Origin of the sequence: Micromonospora sp. NPDC049171, from assembly GCF_040648275.1 — a bacterium.
In the GTDB taxonomy this organism is placed as follows: Bacteria; Actinomycetota; Actinomycetes; order Mycobacteriales; family Micromonosporaceae; genus Micromonospora.
In genome coordinates this window covers 78,994-100,311 of sequence record NZ_JBEZDJ010000013.1, presented here as the reverse complement: position 1 = coordinate 100,311, position 21,318 = coordinate 78,994, and the positions used below count along the sequence as shown (strand labels likewise).

Below are 21,318 nucleotides of genomic sequence, written 5' to 3'. Positions count from 1 at the left end.
TGATGTCACAACTCGGTGGTGTCCTCGCCGTCATCGCCGCCGTGGTCGTGATCGGGCAGGTGTTCCACGACATCGCCCTCCAGGCCGCCGTCGCCGAACTGGCTGATCGTGACCCCGAGACCCTCCATCAGGTCAACGGCCGCATGTTCTCGCTCGACACCGCCGGTAAGAGCCTGATCGGCCCGCCGGCCGGCGCCGCCGCGCTCACCGCCGCCGGGTGGTCCCCTACGCGGTCGACGCGGCCAGCTTCGCCGCCAGCGCTGCTCTGCTGACCCGGCTTCCCCGTGGCCTCCGAGCCAGCGGGGACCACACCGCGCCGATCGGCCGCGCCGTGAAGGACGGCCTGCTGTGGCTGGCCCGGCACCGCAGGCTGCGAACCCCAGCCCTGCTGGCCGCCGCCGCGAACCTCGCCTACAACTGCGCGTGGGCGGTGTTCGTGTTCTACGCCACCGACCAGGACGGCCTGGCCGTGACCGACACGGGTTTCGGGTCTGCTGATCGCGGCCCTCGCCACCGGCGGTGTCGTCATCGGCCCGCTCGCCGCCCGCATCACCCGCCGGTCAGCGCCGAACGGGCCCTCGTCATCGGGGTGGCCGCGCACGCCGCCGCCTGGCCCATCATCGCTACCACCGGCAGCCCTTGGGTCGCCGCTCCGCTGCTCGCCGCGATCGGTGCGTGCCAGACCCTCATCACCACGGTCAACGCCGGCTTGCGGCAGCTGCCCGTACCAGCGGCCATGCTCGGTCGGGTCATCGCCGGGTTCCGCACTGTCGCCAACAGCGCATCCCCCGCTGGCGCAGTCCTGGGCGCGCTCATCGCGGCCGGTGCCGGCCTGCGGGCGCCGATGGTCACTACTGCGCTAGGCGTCATACTAGTTTTGTCGAGCACTACGTCCGTCTTCTGGCTACCGCCTGAGATTCTTGCAGTAAAGGGCGAAGGTCCGGTAGCCACCGGATACGTTCTGAAGCATGATGATCACGACCTAGCTATCTTCTGGCAAGATGGCCGTGGAGTCAAGCACTATAAACCGGATGCACTTCAGTCCCGCGAGGTTTGCGAATACGTAGATGACGACCGGACTCCTCTTATTCGGAGGCTGGGAGACCCTTACATCATCAAGCGTCCACGCTTGCAGACCTGCCCCATCACACAATGGCACTTCTGAAGGATGGCACCAGAACCACGGAGTTTGACTCCTCGCCCTGAAGCAACCACCGGCCCTAAGCGATTGGGGGACCCAGCGGGAAAGCTGCGGAGCGTCGACGGATGACTCTCGAATCACCACTTTGGCCGCTTTTGGCCGCTGCATCGGGCACAGATCGGGGCACGCCCCGTCCTCCGGCTCGCATAAGGACAGGAATTGGATGGGTTTTCAATTCGTGCCGAGAAGTGGCTGACGGCGGGCGGCGTCCGATACGCCGCCCGCCGTCAAGCGTGTTGTTCTCGGTGAGTCCACCGTCGAACTCGGGAACGCGCCGAACGTCGTAGGTCAGCGCACTCGACGGAGGCTAGAAGGCGGAGGAGTTTGGCTGACGTGCAACCCCTCTAGGGCTGCAAGGCTCGCGGGCAGCGCACTCATCGCCTCCGTCAGGAGAGCCGGACGGCTTTGCTCCAGCGACCGATCTCTTCAAGCCGACTGCGGATGCCGTCCAAGCGTTTCGCTGCCGCCGCGATCTGTCGCTGCCGTTCGAGGTCCGGAGCGTCGTCGGGTCCCCTCGGAACCTCGACGACGAGCTGGCTCACCCGTTTCGTATAAAGCTTGGCTTCGTAGAGGTAGCCGCCCTGCGCGATTGTCTGACTCAGAGCAACCGCAAGGTAGTGCAGGTCAATGCTGCTCTCTGGAAGATCGTTCTCCGCCAGGTTTGCGAGGTCAATGTAACGTCCCACTTCCTCTTGATCGATGTCATCGTCGGAGACCTCATCGGCTGGGATGCATAGGAAGGCGGCCAGTTTGTGCCTCTTCCACTCACGCTCGGCGGCCATCGACCAAGGCTGCACTATGACGACATCGTCGGTCATGACGCAGTTGTTTTCGCGATAGAAGACTGTGCCGACCGCGGAGGCGCCGGTCGCCATGACAGTCACCGAGGGGAACAGTTCCGGACGGATGCCGCGTGCGGACAGCCATTCAGACGAGATCCGGCCCTTGATGGTGTCGCGGCGAGTGAAGACGCTATAGACGGGCACTTCGCCGGTGTTCTCGCGTAGGTCGATGTTCCTGATACGCACGCCTGAGCGGATCTGAAAGCGGAGCACGTCGGACAGCTTGACTGTCATCATTTTCCCAGCGGTCAAGACGCTCAGCTCCTCGCGCGCCTGCCGCAACTCATCCAGCAGCTCAGTTAGCTCCTCCTCGGCCAAGCGGATAAAATCATGTCTTTCGATGGTCTCGGTGCGAACACCGAGATTCACGAACTCCTCGTCGGTCCAGTAGCGAACGATGTCCCACCGGTCGTCCACCCCGAATTCGTTCGCGGGTACGAGCTTGGCGATCGGGCTGCTAGCGTAACTAGTCGCCCGGTCGACCTTCGTCGCTGACGCGGTAGTCGTGAAGTGCACGAAAAGATCCGCAAGATTCGACAAATCATTGTGCTCCGGGGTCGCGACCCGTTCGTGATCTAGGGTCTCGCCAATGGTACGCGCGAGACCGCAGAAGACCGGCGGGCGGCCCTGATTCCGCACTCGCCGCTTTTCTAGTACCAGGATATACGTCGGCTGGGCAGTGTTAAAGAAGGCCCCACGTGGAAGCTGAATACTGGCGAGCACATTACATTCAGACAGCAAGTGCTTCTTCATCGTGCGGGCGGTTCGGTTCAGCAGGCCGAGTGGAACGATAACAAAAGCACGTCCACCCGGCCGGAGTGCACCAGAGATATATCTAATAAAGAGGGCTTCTACGCCAAGGCCACCGTTGTCGTAGTAGTCTTTCAAGAAAACCCCGTTATGCAGTCCCGCGACGTGGTCGATCTCTTTGCGATAGATCGCCGAACCCTGGGTCACATACGGCGGATTGGTAAGAATCACATCGACGGCTTCTCGTGGAGGGTTCTCGAGTGCGCCGAGCGTCTCGTTGGTGTTCATCAGGATAAACGTATTGACCAGTGCCTGATTCAGGGCTGTCGCCGTCGTAGCCGGATCGCGAACGGACTCGGCGAGATGCAACAGCATGTTTGCCTTCGCCAAGATATTGGTGTCCGTGTCGACGTCGACCCCAACCAACTTGACGCGCTGTCGGGGTAAACCATCTTCGAACCGAACGTTCCCAGGCAGCGCATCCGGAAACAGTAGTGGCTCAAGAATGAAACCGCCGACACCAGCGGCAGGATCAAGCACTACTGCCCCATCTTGAAGCGCGCTTAGTTGAGCCATCTTGATCATTGGCTTCACGATATTTCTTGGTGTGAAGAACTGACCCAGACGCTGCTGGCGAGCGCTGCGACGCAGGAACATCTCATACAAGCGAAGCTTGAACTCCGGCTCAATATTGGTAAGAGAGCCAAAGTTTTGAAATGCGTCAAGAATTTCGCAGAACGTCCGATTGTAGCTTGATACCGACACTGTAGACGACGAGCGCAAGAAGGCGAATCCGTTGATAATGGAGGTGTAAGATGTAATTGTCTCCATGCCGAATATTTGGCGCACCTCTACGTCGTCGACGCGAAGTCGGTCGACAAAAATCTGCTTGATTTGAGGCCGAATGGTGTCGACATAATACTCTATTTGGGTGGCACCCTTTTGCTTGCTAAACTCTTCGATGCCAACAAGTAGAGTGTCGAAGCGATAGTCGCCCGGAAGAACGCTTAGCGGCAGGTTGTCGCTGAGGAACTTCAGCATGAAGATCTCAACGAAGGTAAGCAGGCAGTCCTTCGGTTCGGCCTTCGTCGCATGCCAGATGGTCTGCCAGACTGTCTCGGCTAGGGCCTTAGGGTCGCGGACGAGATCACTCTCGCCGCGATAAATGTCAGCCAATACGGCAGGGCTGAAGTCTCGCACCTCGGTGAGTTCGACGATCTCGTGCGCTGCTGCCGACACGGCGACATCCAGGTAGCGGTAGCGCTGGCCGTCGGTGACGATGCCGATCCCGACGCCCATCGCCAAAGCCCCGACGACCGCCTGTTCGGCGGCCTTCAGGTCATCATCATCGCTGCCGAGGCGGGACTTGTCCTTCCACTCAGCCACCGCGATCGGGATCAGGCGGTCCGCGACGCGATGGACGTAGACGGTGTCGGGCCGTACCAGGCCGGGCTTCTTCGGTGGCTTGTACTTGCTTGTAGGGAAGGCAATTGCGGCCGCAACCGTGAAATCGAGTCCTGCCTCCGCCAGGGTCGCGACGTTCGTCGCGCCGAGGTCGAAGACCTCGAAGTCGCCGAAGCGTTTGCCGCGCAGGCCCTCCGGTGACAGGTAGCCCTTCTGGTTAAGCTCTTCCTTGCTCACAAGCTGCTCCTCGCATTCCAGTGCCCATGGCACTGTAGTGGCTGCGCTGCGCATGGAACGAGAGCCTTGACCCGACGTCAAGATCCTCTGGCCGCAGCCGGATCGAGGTTTCTCGATGCAGGCGCCTTGTGACGCTGCTCAGACGTGCTACGGCGTCTCTGCCAGGCATGCAGCGTCGGCCTGGGTCTCGTAGCGATCGAGCTAGCTAACAACCTGCGATGCACCGACGAACCCAGAACTCAGATCAAGCGAGGTTCCGGCGCAAGTCACGACCGGACAAACATGTGATTAAGCCATGCAGGGGTGACTCCAGCCAGGGGCCACTCACGGAACTGCAACCACTGGGCGCAGTTGATCGACAACTCAGGGTAGAGGCATCGTTCCAGTTTGCTGACATGTGTCCTTCAAGGAGGCGCGGCCTGAGTGTCGGGTCGCGTCTTCTCCGTATGCCACGTCGGACATTTGGCCGAAGCTCGATTTCGACTCTCGCCATCGTCCGAGGTCGAGCGCCCTGCTCCCGCGCCGCTTGGACCTCGCCGCGACTCGGCCCGATTCACGGACCGTCTTTCGGCAGGTCACGCGGGGCTAGGCGCGCTGCCGATTACCGTTCCGGCGAGAGCGAGAGATAGCGACAGTGATTCCTGTACCGCATCCGGCAAGCTCCCTCGGCCCAATCCACTCGCCGTGATCAATTGGCTCAGCGGTCCGAGGTGTTCCGACCCGACGCCTGGATAATCGAGTAGTTCGTGCGCCGCATTGGCGTCCTCATCACGGATGACGTGTGCCGTCAGCAGCTTCAGGAGGTCCTTTTCGACGTGCCGCGGTACCACATTGGCAAGGTCTAGAGTCGTGAGACCGAGGCGTACACGGAAGACCGCAGATCCCGCTCCTGAAATGGCAGACGATGCCCCGTCGCTCAAGTTCACGCAGTCAGTTGGTTGAAGGCCCCTGATTGTCGTCGCATGCCAACTCTCAAGAAGCCCGTGCACCGTATGCTCCCACGGCTCTTCGATCATCGTACGGTCAAGCAGAGCGACGGCTTCGATGCCGTCACCCTGCATGAGGTGGGCGACAATCGCTGCCTGTCTCCCGTCGAGGAGCGTGGCGCCGATCCCGTCGTGCTCATGTACGTGCGTTAACGTATCCGCCCAGCGTTCGGCCAGGATGAGGGCACGGGTTCCGTCGGAGAGCAGGACGCGACGCAGCCACCTGATGATCTGTTGGAGTTCGCCGGGAACAGTAGTGAGTTGCTGCGGATGTATCTCAAGGTCGTCGATGACCGCCTGCCTACCGCTGGCGATCGCTGTGTGTAGGTCGGTGAGCAGGCGGTGGGCGCCGTCGCCGTCGCCGTCTCGGATGCGTAGGCGGGCGAGGTTGATGACGGGTTCGAGGGCGAAGCGGGCGGTGTGGCCGTTGAGCGGGGCTTGGTTGAGGTAGAGGTTCGCGTGTTGGTGGCACCAGGTGCGGGCGAGTTCCGCGTCGCCGCAGTCGGAGGCGACGAGGGCTGCTCCGTTGAAAACCATGGATGCCTTTTCCGGGTCGTGTTCGCGGTGGGCTGTCTCGGCGAGTGCAGCGAGTCGGTTCACTCGTGCGTCGAGCGGTTTGGCTGGTGGTCGTTTGCGGGGGACGAGGGGGAAACGGGCGGCGATGGTGGATGCGAGGGACAGGGGCATGGTGTCCTCACGTACGGCGGAGGCTGCGGGGTGGCACCACGGTCTGGTCGGTGGCGCTTGGCGGCTGATGGTGCTCCTACCTGCGGTGGCCGGGGCGGAGTTGGTCCCCGCCCCGGCGTGTGCCGTCAGAAGGAGATGGTGAAGGTGGTGTCGGGCCGCTGAATGTCGCCGGGCTCGGCAGGTCGCATTCCTGCTGGTTGGGCGGTGACGGTGGGTTGGTTGGGGCGGCCTCCTTCGTCCCATTGGTCGAGCAGGTTGGTGAGTTCGGCGGCGAGCTTGTCGGCGTCTGGTCCGTGTGCGATGGCGCCGATTTCGTGGTGGCCTTCGCCGGTTGGTTGGAAGGCGAGGTAGGCGATGGTGCCGCCGTGGTAGATGGCGGCTCCGGCCCACCGGTAGGCCGAGGTGACCAGTCCGCTGGTGCGGGCGGTGTCGCCGACGCCGAGGCGGCCGAACGGTGCGCTGGTGTGCACGAGTAGCCATAGGTCGAGATGGCCGACGGGGTCCGCATCGGCGACTTCGATGCCGGTCCAGCGTTCGTGCCGGGGGTGGCTCAGGGCGCGGCTGAGCGCCTGTCGGTCGGGGTGGTCGGCGGCGTCGAGTTTGAGGGCCACGTCGGTGTCGAGGCGTACGTGGTGGGCGGTGTGTTCTGCGGTACCGCGCATGGGGACGAATCCGCAGACTAGCGGTGTCGTGGTGCTGACGAGTTGGTGGGCGGCGGTGCGGTCGAAGGCGAAGCAGCGGGTCAGGCCGCTCTCGTGTACGCGCAGGGGTACGACGATGCGGCCGTGGTCGGCGAGTTGGTCCCACCAGGCGGTAGAGATGTCCCAGGCTCCGGCGGTGACGATGATCCGGTCGTAGGGCGCGGTGTCGGGGTGGCCGAGGGCTCCGTCGCCGTGGATCACGTCGACGGTGTTGTAGCCGGCGCGGGCGAGGCTGGCGCGGGCGCCGTCGGCGAGGTCTTGGTCGAGTTCGATGGTGACGACCTTGCCGCCGGGGGTGGTCAGCTCGGCCAGCAAGGCTGCATTGATGCCGGTAGCCGCGCCGATTTCCAGGACGCGATGTCCGGGGTGCGGTTCGAGTTGTTCGAGCATGTCCGCGACGAGGCTTGGGCTCGACGCCGAGGACAGTGCGGCACCGCTGGCGTCGCGCTTCGTGACGATTTGGCGGCGTGTGTAGACGGTCTCCACATCGACACCGGGGAGGAACTGCTCTCGGGGCACTCTGCGAAACGCCTGCTCGACGGAAGCCGAGCGGACGTGGCCGCGCTGTTTCAAAGTGCTGACGAGCTGTTCGCGAAGCACGGCCGTGCTGGAAGCGTGAGGCGAGTGGACCATGTGTGTGCTTCTCTCTGTTGTTTGGGCGGGTTGATGCTTGTCGTAGGCATCGGTGGACGAGTGGTGGAGGGTGACGTGCGTGGCTGCCGTTGCGAGGAGCCAGGCGTCGGCGGCCGAGATGCCGAGCCGATTGAAGAGGAACAGCAGGTGGTGGGTTAGCACCCCGCGCAGGTCGCGGGTCAGTGCGCCGTGCCGGTCGAGGAAGCCGAGGTCTGCGCCTGCCCGTGCGTGGGCTTGCGGCCATTGGGGGGTGGCTGCCAGCGGGGTACCCGGCGCGTCGTCGGCGGCGAGGAGCAGCCGCTGCACGGCGGCGATCAGCTGAGGGCTCGGTCCTGGCTTGTTGGATTGGTGGCGGCGAATCGCGAGGTGTCGCCAGACGTCGCCCTGCTCGGCGAACTCCAGTCCGGCAGCACGCATGAGGCGGGTGGCGAGCACGACACCGAGTTCGCGTCGATGGGCGCCGCCAGCAGCGAGATGGCCGAGGATATGGCGGCTGTCGACGTGGAAGAGGGTGTGCGCGACCGACATCGCTTGGTCGCCGCCGAACGCGTATGCCTCGGGCAGGTAGATGGGCTCGGTGACGCCGCGGATGCGGTCGTCGGTGGTGAGGTCGGCGAGGAGGGCGTAGACCCTGGCTTGCCGGTCGCCGGGCAGGAGCCGCAGCCGCCATGTCTGCGTTTTGCGGATGAACCAGAAGGCGGTGATCACACCGCTGTCGTCGGCGCTGGTTAGCGCGGGGGCGAGTCGGGTTGCGGCGTACTGTTCGGCGGTTTGCCAGTCGGCGAAGGTCAGATTGACCTGACGCCACCGGCTCACCGAATTCACCTGGATGGGTGGGGCGATGTCGGAGCCGAGGTCGACGTTCATGGTGGTCTCCTCGTCTAGTGGATGAGCAGGCTGGTTGCCCAGCGGATGTCGGTGCCGGTGGCCATGGTGTGCAGGGTGAGAGCGACTCCGGCGTGGCCGGCGATCAGGCCGGATCGCGCTGGGGTGGCGTCGGTGGCGTGCTGGATCAGCAGGCGCATCACGTGGGGCATGTGGGTGTGCAGACTGGTGGTGTGGGCGTCAACGGCGGCGTACCAAGCCGTTGCGGCGAGTCCTGCCCAGCCGTGGCACAGCGATGGGTCGACGAGTTGGTTGAGCTGAACGGGGTCGGTCAGGCAGCGGGCCAGGGCGTCTTCCGCTGTCTGCTGCCTGGCGGAATCGGGGAGGGCAATCCCGGCGAGCTGTTGTGCGCGGGCTATGCCGGGGGTGCCGTAGCACCAGGATGGCCGAGCCGGTCGGCGTGTCGCGGGCTTGCCGGCGTGCAGCTCGGCTGCGGTGATCCTCTCGGGCCACCATGGTCCGGTTGGGCTGGTCTGCTGCCAGTCGTCCAGCCAGGTGGTGATCCGGCCGATTGCTTCGGCCTGTCCCGGCACCAGGATGTTGTGGCGCATGGCGAGCGCTAGGAGCGCCAAGGGGCCGGTGATTCCGTGCGCCATGCCGAAGTTGGCGTGCCCGCCTGATGCAGGGCTGTCGGGGTCGGGCGGGTCGCTGCTCCACCAGCCTGGTGCGAGCCGTCCGGCCTCGTCGTCGGCGTCGATCGGGTCGGTGAGCCGTACCAGGTATGTCAGCACCTGCCGGAGCAGTTGTCCGTCTGATTCGCGGCGTAGCAGGTGGGCGCCGAGGCCGGTCAGCCCGCGTACGAGGTCGAACTCCGACAGCGTGGGCCGGGTGCATTCCGCGACGCGCGCCTCCGCAGCTGCCAGCCGCCGTCTGGTCAGATCCGCTACCGAATGATCGAGCGCGTCGAGGGATGCCGGGTGGGCGTGCGGCGCGGCCGTGGTCAGCGCGTGGGTGACTGCCGGGGCACCGAACCACAGTCCTGCTCCGCTGCCGTTGTTCAGGGTGTCAGTGGTCGCGTGTCGCAGCCAGTCGTAGGCCGGTTCCCATCCTGCGTGCCCAGTTTGGGCGCGCACGCCGTGCAGGATCGCTACCCCGGCGGCACCTCTTGATAGGGATTGGGCGTGCCAGCGGGTACTTCGTGGCCCGTAGTCGTCCGCCGTGAAGTCCGGAGGGGGTGGCTGGGTGAGGGTGTCGGTGATGCACGAGGCCATCGTTTCGGCTGCCCGTAGCAGTGGACTCGCGAGGGGCACGGCAGTCATCGGGGCGCTCCTGCGGTGCGGACGCGGCGGCGTACGGTCGCCAGTGCGATGTGGCGGGCGAGCCGATGAGTGACTTGCTCGGCACGTTCGTCGGGACCGTGAGCGCGAACGAAGTGCAGGTGTAGCAGCGAGGTGAGCACGGCGGTAGGGGTCAGTGGGCCGCGAGAGGTGGACAGTGTGTCGGCGTAGCGGGCCGCGGCCCGGGATCGCTCCTGCCATGCCCGCTGGACCGGCTCCGGCAGGAGGGTCGGGTCGAGGGTGACTGCCTGGCGCAGCAGATGCCGGTCGATGGGCGTCGGGCCGGCCTGCTCCGGGTGGCCGACCAGCCACTCACATGCGTCGTTGCGACTGCCGAGCATCGCGGCTGCCAGATCGATCATGCTCGCGGCGGTAAGAACGTGCCGATTGACCTGACCCTCGGGGTGCGCGCTGAGCTGCGCCAAGGCTGCGGTGGAGTCGGCGGCGAACAGCTCGTGCGCAGCGACCAGCGCCTGGCCGTCTCCGTATCGGCCGGACTCGGGATGGTAGGTGTCCAGGCTCAGGTCTCCGGCGAGGCCCTGCCGTCGAAGGGCAGCGGCCCACCGGCCGATCCGTACGGCCGCGTGGCCGTAGTCGTCGGTGTGCAGCCGCAGTCGCAGGTGCGGCGTGGGACGTCGGAGGCGGACGAACCATCGCAGCGGCGGCTCGGGCCAGTCGGCGAGCAGCGGTGGCAGCCCTCGGAGTAAGACCAGGTCCATCATTGGCGGCTCGACGGCCAGCGACGCGGACACAATGGCGCCTGCGCCGGGCATGGTCGGCGGGGCCGGAGCGGGCGGCGGCCCCGAGCCTCGTGCGGAGACGACGGCCGGCGCCACGGCGGGTTCGACGGTGCAGGCGACCGGCACGACGATCTCGTGAGCACGCCCGGACAGCCACCCGAAGTCCTCCGGACCCGCCGCCTCGACCACGGTGATCGGTTCGGTGCTGGCGTCCAGGTGGGCACGCAACAGGGACCGATCCATGGCCTGATCAAGGTTGAGCCGGAGCCTCTGGTCGCCGCTGCCGACCTGCACCCACCCGGGTAGCCGCAGCCTCGAACGCTCTACCTCCCAGGCTGCCAACCATTCGCTGTCGCTCGCGTCCGCAGCGGGCAGGCGGGCCGGGTCGAGACGCCACCGGGCGGCCGTGAGCAGAATTTGCCCGTATCGCAGCGCGGGCCGAAAGGGCAGGCAGGAAGCGGCGCCCCAATCGAACGGCTTCAGCGGGGCACCCATGGCTCGTGGCAACTCCACGAGGAACCGACCGAGCAGCGGCATCGTGTGCAAGGCGGCGGCGTGCGCCACCGTCGGCTCGACCACCCTCCCCCGCGACATCGACACCAACACCAGTCGGTCCCGACCCGCGACCACACCAAGATCGCCAATGTTGATGATGTCCTCGGTTGCCGGGCGGTGCTCGGCCAAGGGAATCAGCCACGGAAGGACCAGCGGGGCATTCAGTACGTTCTGCGCATGCAGACGATGTGGTGGGAAGCTCAATTGCGCTGGCATGGCCCCGTCCACCGCGACGGGTAGCCGCGCGAACTCCTTGCACATTCGCTCCCGGTCGGGAGCGGGCAGCACGTCGAGGAAGCGTCCGCTCGTCGCCATTGCCGAGCGGCCCATGCCGGTCAGCGCGATCGTAAAGTGCCCTTTCGCCAGCGCGTCCAGCGATGCCGCGCGAACCTCTGCCGTGACGTCGACGTGAGGGCTGATGTGGCCCTCTTCGGGCGCGGAGCTGGCCAGAGCCATCACAGCAGCGCCATCGAGCGTCACCTCGTGGACACCGTCGATCACTGCCTGCTGGGCCAGTGCCAAGAGCCGCTCGTCACGGCTGGACAACGAGGCCGAGGGTGCTTCGGCCGCGCGGGTGAAGTGTTCCGGGTAGCCCAGCCCGGTCAGGGGATCGAGCACCTCCGCCAGCGGCACTATCGCCGCCGTGCCGTAGCGGTCGACGAACCGGGCGCGGTACGTGCGCCACTCCGGCCGGCCGCCCGGATGGGACGTCAAGCGTCGTAGCACGCCCACAGCGCTCGCGATCTCGGCAGCGGCCTGGATCGGCAGGGTGACCTGATCCGCTAGCCGAAGGTCCACCGCGATCGGCTGTGGATCCGGTATTACCCGACGCATCCGGTCCGCCAGTTCACGAAGCTGTGTCGTACCGGCTGTGATGCCATGCAGGTCGGTGTGCAACGACCCGAGTGCGGCCGCGACGGGCTGTTGTTCGTTGAGGTGGTCATCCTGCACGGTGGCGAGCTGGTCCAGGATGTGTCGCAGCGGGTCGGTGCAGGTCGACGGCGGCCGGAGGCTGGAGATCAGCACACCGTGGTCGACCAGATCGGCAACCAATGCTTCCGCGGACCCTCGTGGAGTTCGTGGGAACGCGGCGGTCACCGTGTCGACCAACTCCGTCCACGACACCGGCGCGGCGGCTAGCGACACGGCCAGCCGCACAGCTGCGGTGTTTCTCACCGAGGAGACGCCGTCTGCTGGTAGCGAGGCGTGCGGCCGGCGCCCTACCGCGAGCCGACGCCCCTGCCCGACCGCCAGGTTGTTTGCCTGCACACGCAGGTTGCGGCGCACATGCGGGTCGGCTTCGAGCCGCGCGATCAGAGACGCGAGCCAGCCCGCGTCCGGCCGTACCCGGATGGCCGAGCGCCCTGACGGTACGACCGAGGCAGTGCGGTCGAAGCGCAGTGCGGCGACCCCGGAGAACAACCCAAAGGGCGTTGCCCGTCGCTGAGCACGCACGAGGTACCGCGCCAGTGCCAGAGCCATCCGCCAGCCGCGGCCGGCATCGAGTGTGCCGCCGGCGCACACCGCCTCGACCCGGGAGGCGAACTCAGGACTGGCGGTCCACACGGCTTCGGCCACACCAGGGAGCTTCCACGTCTCCCGCAGCCAGCCATCAATGCCTGCGGCATCGCCCCGATGCGGCCACGGCCGGTCGCCGCTTCGCCACGAGTGCGCGGCGATGCGGATCGTGGCGGCATCAACCTGCCGGTACAGACTGCTTCTCGCCGCCACGATCCTCTCCTTACACATGAACTTGCTCGGTTTCAGGGGTCGCCGGTTCCGGTGAGCGGTCGGATCGCTCACCGGAACCGGCACGGACAAGCGACTAGCAGTCACTGCCCTTCACGGTGTCGCAGCCGTCGTCGGTGTCGGCCAACAGTGCGGCGGCGACCGGACCCTCCGTGACGATCTGGACGTCCAGCTGGAACGGGTCGTCGCTGACGGCGAGCAGGTCGTTCATGGTTCCTCCTAGGGAGTTGGGATGATGGGTGGGCAGGTAGCCCCCGCAGCTACCGGCACGGACTTTGCGGAGCGTGAGGCCGGGGGCGGCAGGGGACGGGGGGCACCCCTGCCGCCGGCCGGGACAGGCCACCGCGCCCATCTCTCGTGGAGCGGCGGCCGGTCGGGTAGTCGTCGTACGGCGACTACCCGGGTCGGAAATAGCTGGTAGTAGGTGGCGGCCTGCCGGTGGCCCAAGTTCTTGGCGTAGGAGAGCGCGCTGATTTCCGTTATGCCTGCCACAGACTCTGTGGGACGGGATGGCGCCCTGTCCGCGCCCCTGGGGCGCATGTCATGCGGTCGCCTTGCGGGCGTGGACGGCCCTGCGCTCGTAGGAGCCCAGGAGCACGTGTGGGTCGGCCATGAGCGCGACGAACCGGTCGAGGTCGGCGTCGGTGACCTCGGGTGTGGTCAGGACGGGGCGGAGGTCGTCGACCACGTTGGCGAGTAGCTGGCATCCGGGACCGCCTCCGGTCCAGGTCTCGGTGGACGCGTGGGTACAGACCTGCGGCATGCCCTTGACGACGAGCAGGGCGGGGGTCTCCGCCGTCCAGGTGCCGGCACCGTCAAGTCCGGCGATGGTGCGGTAGACGCGTCGCATGACGGTGTGGATCAGCCAGGCGTCGTCGTCGGTTGCCCAGAAGACTCGTGGCGGGGTGTCGGTGACGTCGGCCAGGACGAGCCAGCCACCGGGACGCAGCCGGGCGATCATCTGCTCTAGCGCCTCTGCGGGGTGTGGCAGCTCGCCGTGCAGCCACCCGGCCACGACGACGTCGAAGCTGTCGGGCTCGCCGGGAAGGTCGTCACCGTTCAGGTCCCGCTGATAGACGTCGATGACACCTGTGGGGTTGAGGTAGGTGGTGTCCTTGTCGACCGCGGTGACCCTGCCGCGAGGGCCGACGAGGCGAGCCAGGTGGGCGGTGACCTCACCGCCGCCCGCGCCGATTTCCAGGACGCGCTGGCCGGGTTGAATGTCGAGCCGGTCCAGTTGCTGCCGGATGATCGGATTGAGCAGTTCACGCAGCCGGGCAGGGCGCAGTTGGCCGCTCTGGGTGGTCGTCATTGTGGTGATTCCTTCCTAGTTCGCGCTGGGGTGTGCAGGGGTGCTCGGCGGGGACAAGCCACACACCGGACCGGCGGGGCATCTCCCGCTGGTCTGGGGAGGTCACGGGTGGCGTGTTGGTGGCGGGTGGCTCCCAATAGCGGTGGGGTGCGTGGGTGTGGGTGAGCAGGAGCAGGTAGGCGCGTGTGCGCCAGCCGGTCGGCGTGAGGATGGCGTGTTCGTAGGCCAGGACAGTTGCGGTGCTGGGGTGCAGGATCAGCAGGTGCCGCTCACGGCCGTTGGCGCTGGTGGTGGCTACGGCGGTGCCGGTGCGGCCGGCGTGGTCGAGCGTGTTGGGGTGTGCGGTCATCCCGGTGGTGCCTGCGAGGGCCTGCGCGGCGAGGGCACGTTGCTGCGGGCCGGGGCTGTGCCAGGTGGCGAGTGCGGCGAGACCGACCACGAGCTGTGTGGTCCTGTTGATCTGCGCGCTTTGCAGGCTCGACTGGGTGCGGAGCCAATCGGTGCTGCGGTAGGCGTGGTGCAGATGCCTGTCGTGTAGCCATCCTGGCGGCCAGAAGTCCTCTATGGCACCGGACCCATCACTCGGGTGTTGGGTCATCAGCTCCGCGCCGGAGTCGTCGTCGGCGTACCAGCGCACGATGTCCCGTGTACTCCGCTCGCCTTCGTTGTCGTACCAGGCGCGGTGGTGTACCAGATTGAATCGGCCGACCGCCCGATCGCAGGGGTCCGCTGCTGGGTGGCGTGCGAGGTGGAGCAGGAACGGGCGGGCCGGTTGGCCAGGCCGCAGCTTTGTCGCCATCGGGGTGTGCGCGGTGCCGGCGAGGTCATCGCGCGGCGACGGCACGTCACAACCGTCAGATGCGGCGAGTAGAAGCGGCGATTGTTGACTGGGCGGCGGTGGGACCTGTCCGGCGATGAGGGCAGTGACGAGGACGGCCACCCCGATTTTCGCGTGATGTGCCCGCCGGCCAGAGGCGGCGACGGACGACAGAGACGGAGTGCGGGTGTCCACACCGCCCGAAAGGACAGTACGCGGTGCGGCCATGTCATCGCCGGGGCAGCTCTGAGGGCTGGTGGGGATGGGGCTCATGACGTCCTGCTTGGGGTGGATAGACCGTCCGCCCGGGGTCTCGGGATCAACAGTGGCGGTGCGGTAGCGGTGAGGTCGGCGACGAAGGCGTCGACCTGGCCGTGGGTGACGCCGGGCATGCAGATGAGGTGGCTGGTGGCTCCGTCGGTGGCGAGTAGCCACTTCTTGCGCACCTGCTCGGGTGGGGTGGGTATGACGACGGTGAAGGCGTGCGGGTGTCGCCAGGCGGCCCAGCCGACGGCGTTCAGTTGATCGACGGTGTAGGCGGCGAGGCGGCGGGCTTGGGTGGCTCGCCAGCGGTGCCCTTCGTGGCCGTGGGTGGCGATGGCGTGCCAGAGCAGGGCGGCGGCCAGGCCGCAGCGGGAGCCGGTGATGGTGGTGTCGAGGGTGGCGGTGTAGGTGACGCGGCTAGCCGCGTGGCGGGCGCTGTCGCGGATGAGGACAACTCCGCAGGGCGTTGGCACGCCCAGGAATTTGTGGCCGCTGATGGCGATGCTGCTGATGCCACTGTCGTCGTCGAGGCGTAGCCGGCCGTCGAGTGCGAGGGGGATGCCGGACAGCGCCGCGTCGACGTGCAGGTGTCCATCGACCTGGTGCTCATTGAGGACAGCGCGGATGGCGGTGGTGTCGTCCACGGCTTCGGTCAGAGTCGTGCCAGCGGTGGCCACCACAATCGCGGGCCAGCGTCGGCGGCGGCTCACCTGCGCGGCGAGGTGCGCGTAGTCCATCTCCCCGCCCGCGTCGGCGTTGACCACGACGCCCCGCGCCCCGAGCATCCGGACGATCTTGAGTACGGAGTAGTGGGCGGCGGTCGAGTAGTAGATGCGGGCGGTGGGGTGGCGGTGGTGGGCGGTGTGCAGGGCGGATAGGTTGCCTTCGGTGCCGCCGGCTGTGACGTAGCCCCACCGGTCGTTTCGCGGCATGGCGAGGGTGTCGGCGACCCAGGCGATGACGGCCCTCTCCAGCACTCGGGTATGGGCGACTCCGCCGAGGTCTGCCGGGTCGCCGATGTTGTTCCACAGCCGGTTCCCGAGGCGGGTCATGACCTCGCCGTAGTCGAGGTCCACGGCGCCGGGAAACCCGATGCTCGTCGCAGCGGCGGCGTCGGCCTCCTGGATCAGGTGGTCGAGCACGGCCGTGACGTCGATCGGCGCGTGGCCGAGGTCCGCGGCGTCGGCGAGGCTGAGGCTCTGGTGACCCGTCACGCCCGCCGCCCCGCGAGCAGGTGCGTGGTGAGGGTGTGGTGCAGTGCGGTGAGCTGCCGCCAGATGTCGCGGGTCTCGTCGTCGCCCTGCTCGGTGAGATGTTCGTACGGGTTGTAGTAGCTGATTCGGTGCGGGTTGAGGGTTTTGTTGCAGCGCACGCCGTCGTCGCCGACGCGGGCCTGCGGGTCGCGGTCGATGTACAGGGCGGTGCCGTCGGTTAACAGGACGTAGCACTGACCTTTGAGGTTGAACGCCGACATGTATCGGCCAGCGGCGGCGGCGTCGCGCAGTGTCCGGGCGACTTGGTACCAGCGGCCCTGGTCGGAGTCGAGGGTGCTGACACCCACGCCGACGTACCACGCGCCTGGAGGCAGAGTCATATCCCCGCCGTTGACCATGGAACCCTCTGGACCGAGGGGACTCCACCCGCGTCCGATGGAGGCGATGTTGTCCGCGGCGACCTCGGTCATATCCGCGAGCAGTTGCGGCAAGACATCGGAGTCCGGCGACTGCGGCCACGTGCGGTGCGCGGTGTGCAACCGGTAGCCGTGTGGCTCGTTGGGGGCGTCGGAGACGAAGAACAGCATCAGCGCGTGAGGGCCGACCGCGCCTCGCCCCCCGAATGCCTGGTCGGCTTCAATAAGGTGGCCGGTGTTCAGCCGCTTGGACCGGTACACGACCTGTAGCCGCAGGTCAGCCCAACGCAGGTCAGCCGGCATCTCGCCGTCGGCAGAGCGCTGGTCATAGCCGGACGGGCCCGGGGGCGGGATCGGGGGCACGGCGGCGTCGGGTGGCCGCTGGTACCCGGTGGGCACAGGTGCCGTGCCGTAGCCGGGCAGCGGCGCGGCGGGCGCAAGCTCTGGGTGAGGGTGACTGGCAGGTGGTGCGGCGGGGGGGTAGCCCGCTCGCCAGCGCGGGTCCAGGGGATCGACGTCGTAGTGTCCACCAGGTGACGGAGCCGCGTGAGTCCTCATCATCGCCTCCTCAGATCGAGAGGTTCATGGCGTCGGGAACGGCATGTCGCTTTGGTGTGCCACGGCCGATACCGGCGTAGATCTCCGGGCGGGCCTGCCGCAGATGCTCGGCCCACACTCCGCCCGCAACGGCGGTGGCAACGAGGATCAGGGGCAGCAGGAACGGATACAGCGACCCGGGCGCGGCACCGAGCAGAGACCCGGCGTTGCCGACCATCAGCGCGAGCACCACCGATCCACCGAGCACGCCCAGGGCGGGCGCGAGCCGCCACTCCCACGCACCGGCCTGCGGGCCGCGCACCCTGGCTGGTGCCGTCATCGCGGCCACCGACGCGGCCAGCAGCAGACACAGCAGGCCCATCGCCCCCAACGCCGACAACCAGGTGAACATCACCGCCACCGGGTCAGCGCCGCTGACCGCGAACACCCCCACCACCGCCACCGCGACGGCCGTCTGCACCAACGACCCGCCACGCGGCGCACTGACCCGGGTCGCGCTACTGGTCCGGGCAAGACCCGCCGGCAGCACCTTCTCCCGAGCCATCGCGAACACGTACCGGGCGAGCACCGCATGGAACGCCAGCATCGACGTGACGATCGCGAAGATCAGCACCACGTTCGCGAGGGCCGTCCACCAGCTGCCCAGGCGCGCCAGGACCGAGAACGGCAATCCGGCCGCCGGATCAGCGGCCACTTCCCCAACGATGTCAGGGCCGACCGCAACCCCCATCGCGAACGCGGCAACGGCATACACACCGCCGAGAACAAGTGCCCCGCCGACGGTGGCCCGGCCAACCGACCTGCGGTCGACGGCCTCCTCGACGAGCGACCCCGGCGCGTCGAAGCCCATCACCGCGGCTACGCCGAAGGCGACCGCACCGCCGATGCCGCTGACTGCCAGACCTGAGACGTGGAAGCCGTCCCAGGACACCTCCCCGCCGGCTGGCTGCCCCACCCCGGCGAGGACGAACGCCGCGACGATCAGCAACGACACGGCCAGCACGACGGCCAAGACCCGGGTCGACAACATGATCGCCCGCACACCGAGCACTCCGACGACGGCCAGGGCGAGGCCCGCCCACACCCACCACGCGCCGCCTAGGTGCGCAGCCATCGTCGCCCCGAACGGCCCATACAGGCTGATCTGGATGGCGTTGTAGGCCACCAGCGCGACCATGCCGGCTGCGACACCCCAACTCCGGCCCAGCCCGTGCGCGAGGATCGCGTAGTAGGCCGCCGGGTGCCCGAGCTGTCGGGCCATCGCCGCGTACCCCACCGCCAGCAGCGCGACCGTGCCCGCCACAATCACGAAGGTCAGCGGAAGAGCGGTCACCTGCGTCGTCTTGTACGTCTCGACGATGCCTCCGGTGAGCACCACCATGGGCGCCGACGCCGCCGCCCCGAACACCCACAACCCGAACGGCGTCAGCGTCCGCCGCGCGAGCCCCACCTGCACCTGCGCCGACTTCACCGCTGCCCCCGCTGCGGGGAGTCCGGGCACTCCGACCTGCGGCAGCCATCTACTGGATGCCCGTCCACCTCGGCGGCGTTGGTGGGCACGAGGTAGACCGCCGTCGGCCGTACCGGGCCGCCGCGCCAGAAGCTTCGGTCGCGGTGCAGCCGGCGAATCGCGGTGTGGGTATCGGGCGTGAATCCGAACAGGTCGTGCGCCCCGTCTGGCCACTCGCGCCGGATCGCATACCCCCACGCGTACTCCGACGGCGTCACGTCGCCTGCGAGCGTGAGGTCGGTGCCGGTGCCGGCAATCGCGTTCGGCGCATCCAACCTCAACCAGCGCCCCAAGGCGGGACTCAGTGGTCGCAGTGTGGTGGTGGGCTGAGGGGCTCGGGTCAGCATGAGGGTGCCTTCCTTCGGCATGAGGGTGTGAGGACGTGGCCCGCTAGCCGAGACGTCGCCGCCAGCAGGTAATGAATCGGGCGTCTTACTGGGTGGTCAGGGAGAACGCGCCGGTGCCGCCGGGATGACGCGGCCAAGAAAGGGAGTCGCGGTGCGCTCCAGGCGGACTCGTCGCGGCAGCTCACCTCCAGCCGATCCGCGGGGCTGCTCGTCGCAAGGTTGGGGGCGCCACATCCGCCACAGAGCGGGACCTCCGGGCGCGAGCAGCACCGGCGAGCGCGGCTGATAGCCGACTTCTGCGAGCAGGCCGTCTCCGGGCCGGTCGCTGCTGTGTTCCGCACACGACGGCAGCCCGGCACGGTCCAGGGTCTGGTGATGGACGGCCAGCAACGCCCGCGCGGCATCCCCGTGCCCGCGACGGACCGCGACGTGGGCCAGCTGGTGATGCGGACGGTGGGGACGCAGCCCATCGACACAGGCATACAGCAAGGCGAACCGGGCGGCGTGAGGGCCGAGGAGCCTGTAGAGGTCGTACACCCAGGCGGCAGCCGGCGGGGGCGGCTCCAACCGCGCGTACCACACCGCCACCGCCGCGCGATCGTCGGTCGTATCGACTCGACCGCGCTCCAGCCCTTGCAACAGCACAAGCCGCGCCCAGCGACGCAGAACCACTGCGCGTTTGGCTACATCGGGAACCAGCCAAACACCTATGGGCTGCGTCATCAGCGCGTCAGCCATGACCGAGGACAAAGCGTCAACGTCTTCGCCGGTCGCGCGGCGGACCGCCGTCTCCATCAAGCTCATGGCGCATCCCCCTGGGATTGGCCGAGCCCACTGCCGCCGCCGGCCGCTTCCAGCACGGTTACCAGGTGGGCAGCGTGTGCTGAGCGTTGCCGAGACGCCCACGGCGCCGAATCGAGCGCGCGATGGAAAGTCGCGGCGAGATGCAGGCTGTCAGCAGCGATCCCCGCGAGGGGCAGGCGCTTCCGCGCGGCCTCGATCAACCGCGGTGAGCCGCAGACATAGACCGCCTGCCCCGGTCGATAGTGATACAGAGCCATGCTGAGCAGGTCGCCCTGCGCTGTCTGCTCCACTTCACGGTCGTTCGAGAGAGCCGGCACGACCGTGAGCCACTCGCCATACGCCTGCTGGAGCTTGTCCAACGCGACCGCGTCGTAAAGATCCAGAAACGTCCGCACGCCCACCACCAACGTCACCCGTCGCCCCTTCGGCGACGCGGCAACTTGTTCGACCAGCGCCCGCAGCGGTGCAAGACCAGTGCCCCCGGCAGCCAACAGCAGATCGCTGTCACCAGCGGCCTCCAGCGACAACCCGACGTCGAAGGCCGGCCCCAGCCACACCCTCTCCCCCGGAGTAACCCGCTCGGCCAGAACAGGCGAAACCACACCCCCGGCAACGCTACGAACGTGGAACTCCACCCGCCCATCCGGGCGCGGAACGTTCGCCGGCGAATACCACCGCCACAGCCCCGGCAGCCGAGGCGTACACACCGGCATCGCCTGACCAGGCAGATACCGAAGCCTCCGCATCGGCCGGACAGTCAACACCGCGACGCCCTCGGAGACTCGCTCACACACCTCCACCTCGCCGAACGTCACGTGAGGGCCATCGCCCAACGCCCCCGCCGCCCGCTCCGCGAGCCGCAGCGCCCGACGACAACCAAGCTCCCATTGACCTGCCAGCTCGGGCTCCCAGCCCTCGCCCGCGAACTGGCGCACCGTATCGACCAACGCAGCCGCGATGGCCGTCTCGTGATACGACTGAAGATCTAAACGCCGGTGCATCCGACCCAGCACCGCCAACGCCGCACGCCGACCAGCTGGATCACCCCGACCTGCGACCACCCGGCCAAGCGTTGAGAAGAACACCGGCGCAAACTGATGCGGAAGCAGCCGCACGCTACGGTCCTCCATAAACGACCAGAAGTGGTCGGCGGCTCGGCCGTGCGAGGCGAGGGCGACCGCCAGGAAGAGTCCCAGGTCAGCCATTGCGCCGGCTCGTCCTGGGCACGCGGACACCATGAGCGCTGAGCAGTGTCCGACTGGTCTTCGGGCCTCCCGCGCACGTCTCTACCCGCGCCTCGATCGCCCTGTGCCGCGTCACGTCGCTGCCCACGGGGTCGAACGACCGATCGTCGGCAGGAAGAAACCACTTTCTCCGGCACATCGATATGTCACCCTTCTCTCCGCCTCAACTTGGCACCTCCAGGCAG

The 21,318-nt window shown here is 67.3% G+C and carries 16 protein-coding genes; 2 read left to right on the top strand and 14 right to left on the bottom strand.

Annotated features, from left to right (window positions below; genetic code table 11):
- The first annotated feature begins 2 nt into the window (after positions 1-2).
- Positions 3-272, top strand: coding sequence for a hypothetical protein (locus AB0B14_RS18130; RefSeq protein WP_357523073.1), 270 nt, complete (start codon positions 3-5; stop codon positions 270-272).
- Complete coding sequence (locus tag AB0B14_RS18125; RefSeq protein ID WP_357523072.1) at positions 218-1,165, top strand: hypothetical protein; 948 nt, start codon at positions 218-220, stop codon at positions 1,163-1,165. The genes AB0B14_RS18130 and AB0B14_RS18125 overlap by 55 nt, the downstream gene beginning before the upstream one ends.
- 422 nt (positions 1,166-1,587) lie before the next feature.
- Here AB0B14_RS18125 and AB0B14_RS18120 read toward each other — a convergent pair whose 3' ends face one another.
- The 14 genes from AB0B14_RS18120 to AB0B14_RS18055 form a co-directional block, all read right to left on the bottom strand.
- Positions 1,588-4,434, bottom strand: a complete 2,847-nt coding sequence (locus AB0B14_RS18120; protein ID WP_357523071.1) for an N-6 DNA methylase — start codon at positions 4,432-4,434, stop codon at positions 1,588-1,590.
- A 575-nt stretch (positions 4,435-5,009) separates the two neighbouring features.
- A complete protein-coding gene (locus tag AB0B14_RS18115; protein WP_357523070.1) occupies positions 5,010-6,107 on the bottom strand; it encodes a hypothetical protein in 1,098 nt (365 codons plus the stop codon).
- A gap of 125 nt (positions 6,108-6,232) precedes the next feature.
- Complete coding sequence (gene fxlM / locus AB0B14_RS18110) at positions 6,233-8,308, bottom strand: methyltransferase, FxLD system (RefSeq protein ID WP_357523069.1); 2,076 nt, start codon at positions 8,306-8,308, stop codon at positions 6,233-6,235.
- A gap of 14 nt (positions 8,309-8,322) precedes the next feature.
- Complete coding sequence (locus AB0B14_RS18105) at positions 8,323-9,537, bottom strand: lanthionine synthetase C family protein (RefSeq protein WP_357523186.1); 1,215 nt, start codon at positions 9,535-9,537, stop codon at positions 8,323-8,325.
- A gap of 44 nt (positions 9,538-9,581) precedes the next feature.
- On the bottom strand, positions 9,582-12,629 hold the full coding sequence (locus AB0B14_RS18100) for a lantibiotic dehydratase (protein WP_357523068.1): 3,048 nt from the start codon (positions 12,627-12,629) through the stop codon (positions 9,582-9,584).
- A gap of 94 nt (positions 12,630-12,723) precedes the next feature.
- Positions 12,724-12,858, bottom strand: coding sequence for an FxLD family lanthipeptide (locus AB0B14_RS18095; RefSeq protein WP_357523067.1), 135 nt, complete (start codon positions 12,856-12,858; stop codon positions 12,724-12,726).
- Between the two features lie 330 nt (positions 12,859-13,188).
- Positions 13,189-13,959 (bottom strand): methyltransferase domain-containing protein, encoded by a 771-nt coding sequence (locus AB0B14_RS18090; RefSeq protein ID WP_357523066.1) that lies wholly within the window; start codon positions 13,957-13,959, stop codon positions 13,189-13,191.
- Positions 13,913-14,596, bottom strand: a complete 684-nt coding sequence (locus tag AB0B14_RS18085) for a hypothetical protein (RefSeq protein WP_357523065.1) — start codon at positions 14,594-14,596, stop codon at positions 13,913-13,915. The genes AB0B14_RS18090 and AB0B14_RS18085 overlap by 47 nt, the downstream gene beginning before the upstream one ends.
- Positions 14,597-15,045: 449 nt before the next feature.
- On the bottom strand, positions 15,046-16,254 hold the full coding sequence (locus tag AB0B14_RS18080) for a histidine decarboxylase (protein ID WP_357523064.1): 1,209 nt from the start codon (positions 16,252-16,254) through the stop codon (positions 15,046-15,048).
- Positions 16,251-17,069: a hypothetical protein gene (locus AB0B14_RS18075; RefSeq protein WP_357523063.1), complete on the bottom strand. Its 819-nt coding sequence runs from the start codon at positions 17,067-17,069 to the stop codon at positions 16,251-16,253. The genes AB0B14_RS18080 and AB0B14_RS18075 overlap by 4 nt, the downstream gene beginning before the upstream one ends.
- A gap of 169 nt (positions 17,070-17,238) precedes the next feature.
- Entirely contained in the window at positions 17,239-18,684 is a 1,446-nt protein-coding gene (locus tag AB0B14_RS18070; RefSeq protein ID WP_357523184.1) for an APC family permease, read from the bottom strand.
- An 11-nt stretch (positions 18,685-18,695) separates the two neighbouring features.
- Positions 18,696-19,013 carry a hypothetical protein gene (locus AB0B14_RS18065; protein WP_357523062.1) on the bottom strand — a complete coding sequence of 106 codons (318 nt, stop codon included), beginning with the start codon at positions 19,011-19,013 and terminating at the stop codon, positions 18,696-18,698.
- Between the two features lie 168 nt (positions 19,014-19,181).
- Complete coding sequence (locus AB0B14_RS18060; protein WP_357523061.1) at positions 19,182-19,889, bottom strand: N-acetyltransferase; 708 nt, start codon at positions 19,887-19,889, stop codon at positions 19,182-19,184.
- On the bottom strand, positions 19,886-21,094 hold the full coding sequence (locus AB0B14_RS18055; RefSeq protein ID WP_357523060.1) for an FAD-binding oxidoreductase: 1,209 nt from the start codon (positions 21,092-21,094) through the stop codon (positions 19,886-19,888). The genes AB0B14_RS18060 and AB0B14_RS18055 overlap by 4 nt, the downstream gene beginning before the upstream one ends.
- Between the last annotated feature and the right edge of the window lie 224 nt (positions 21,095-21,318).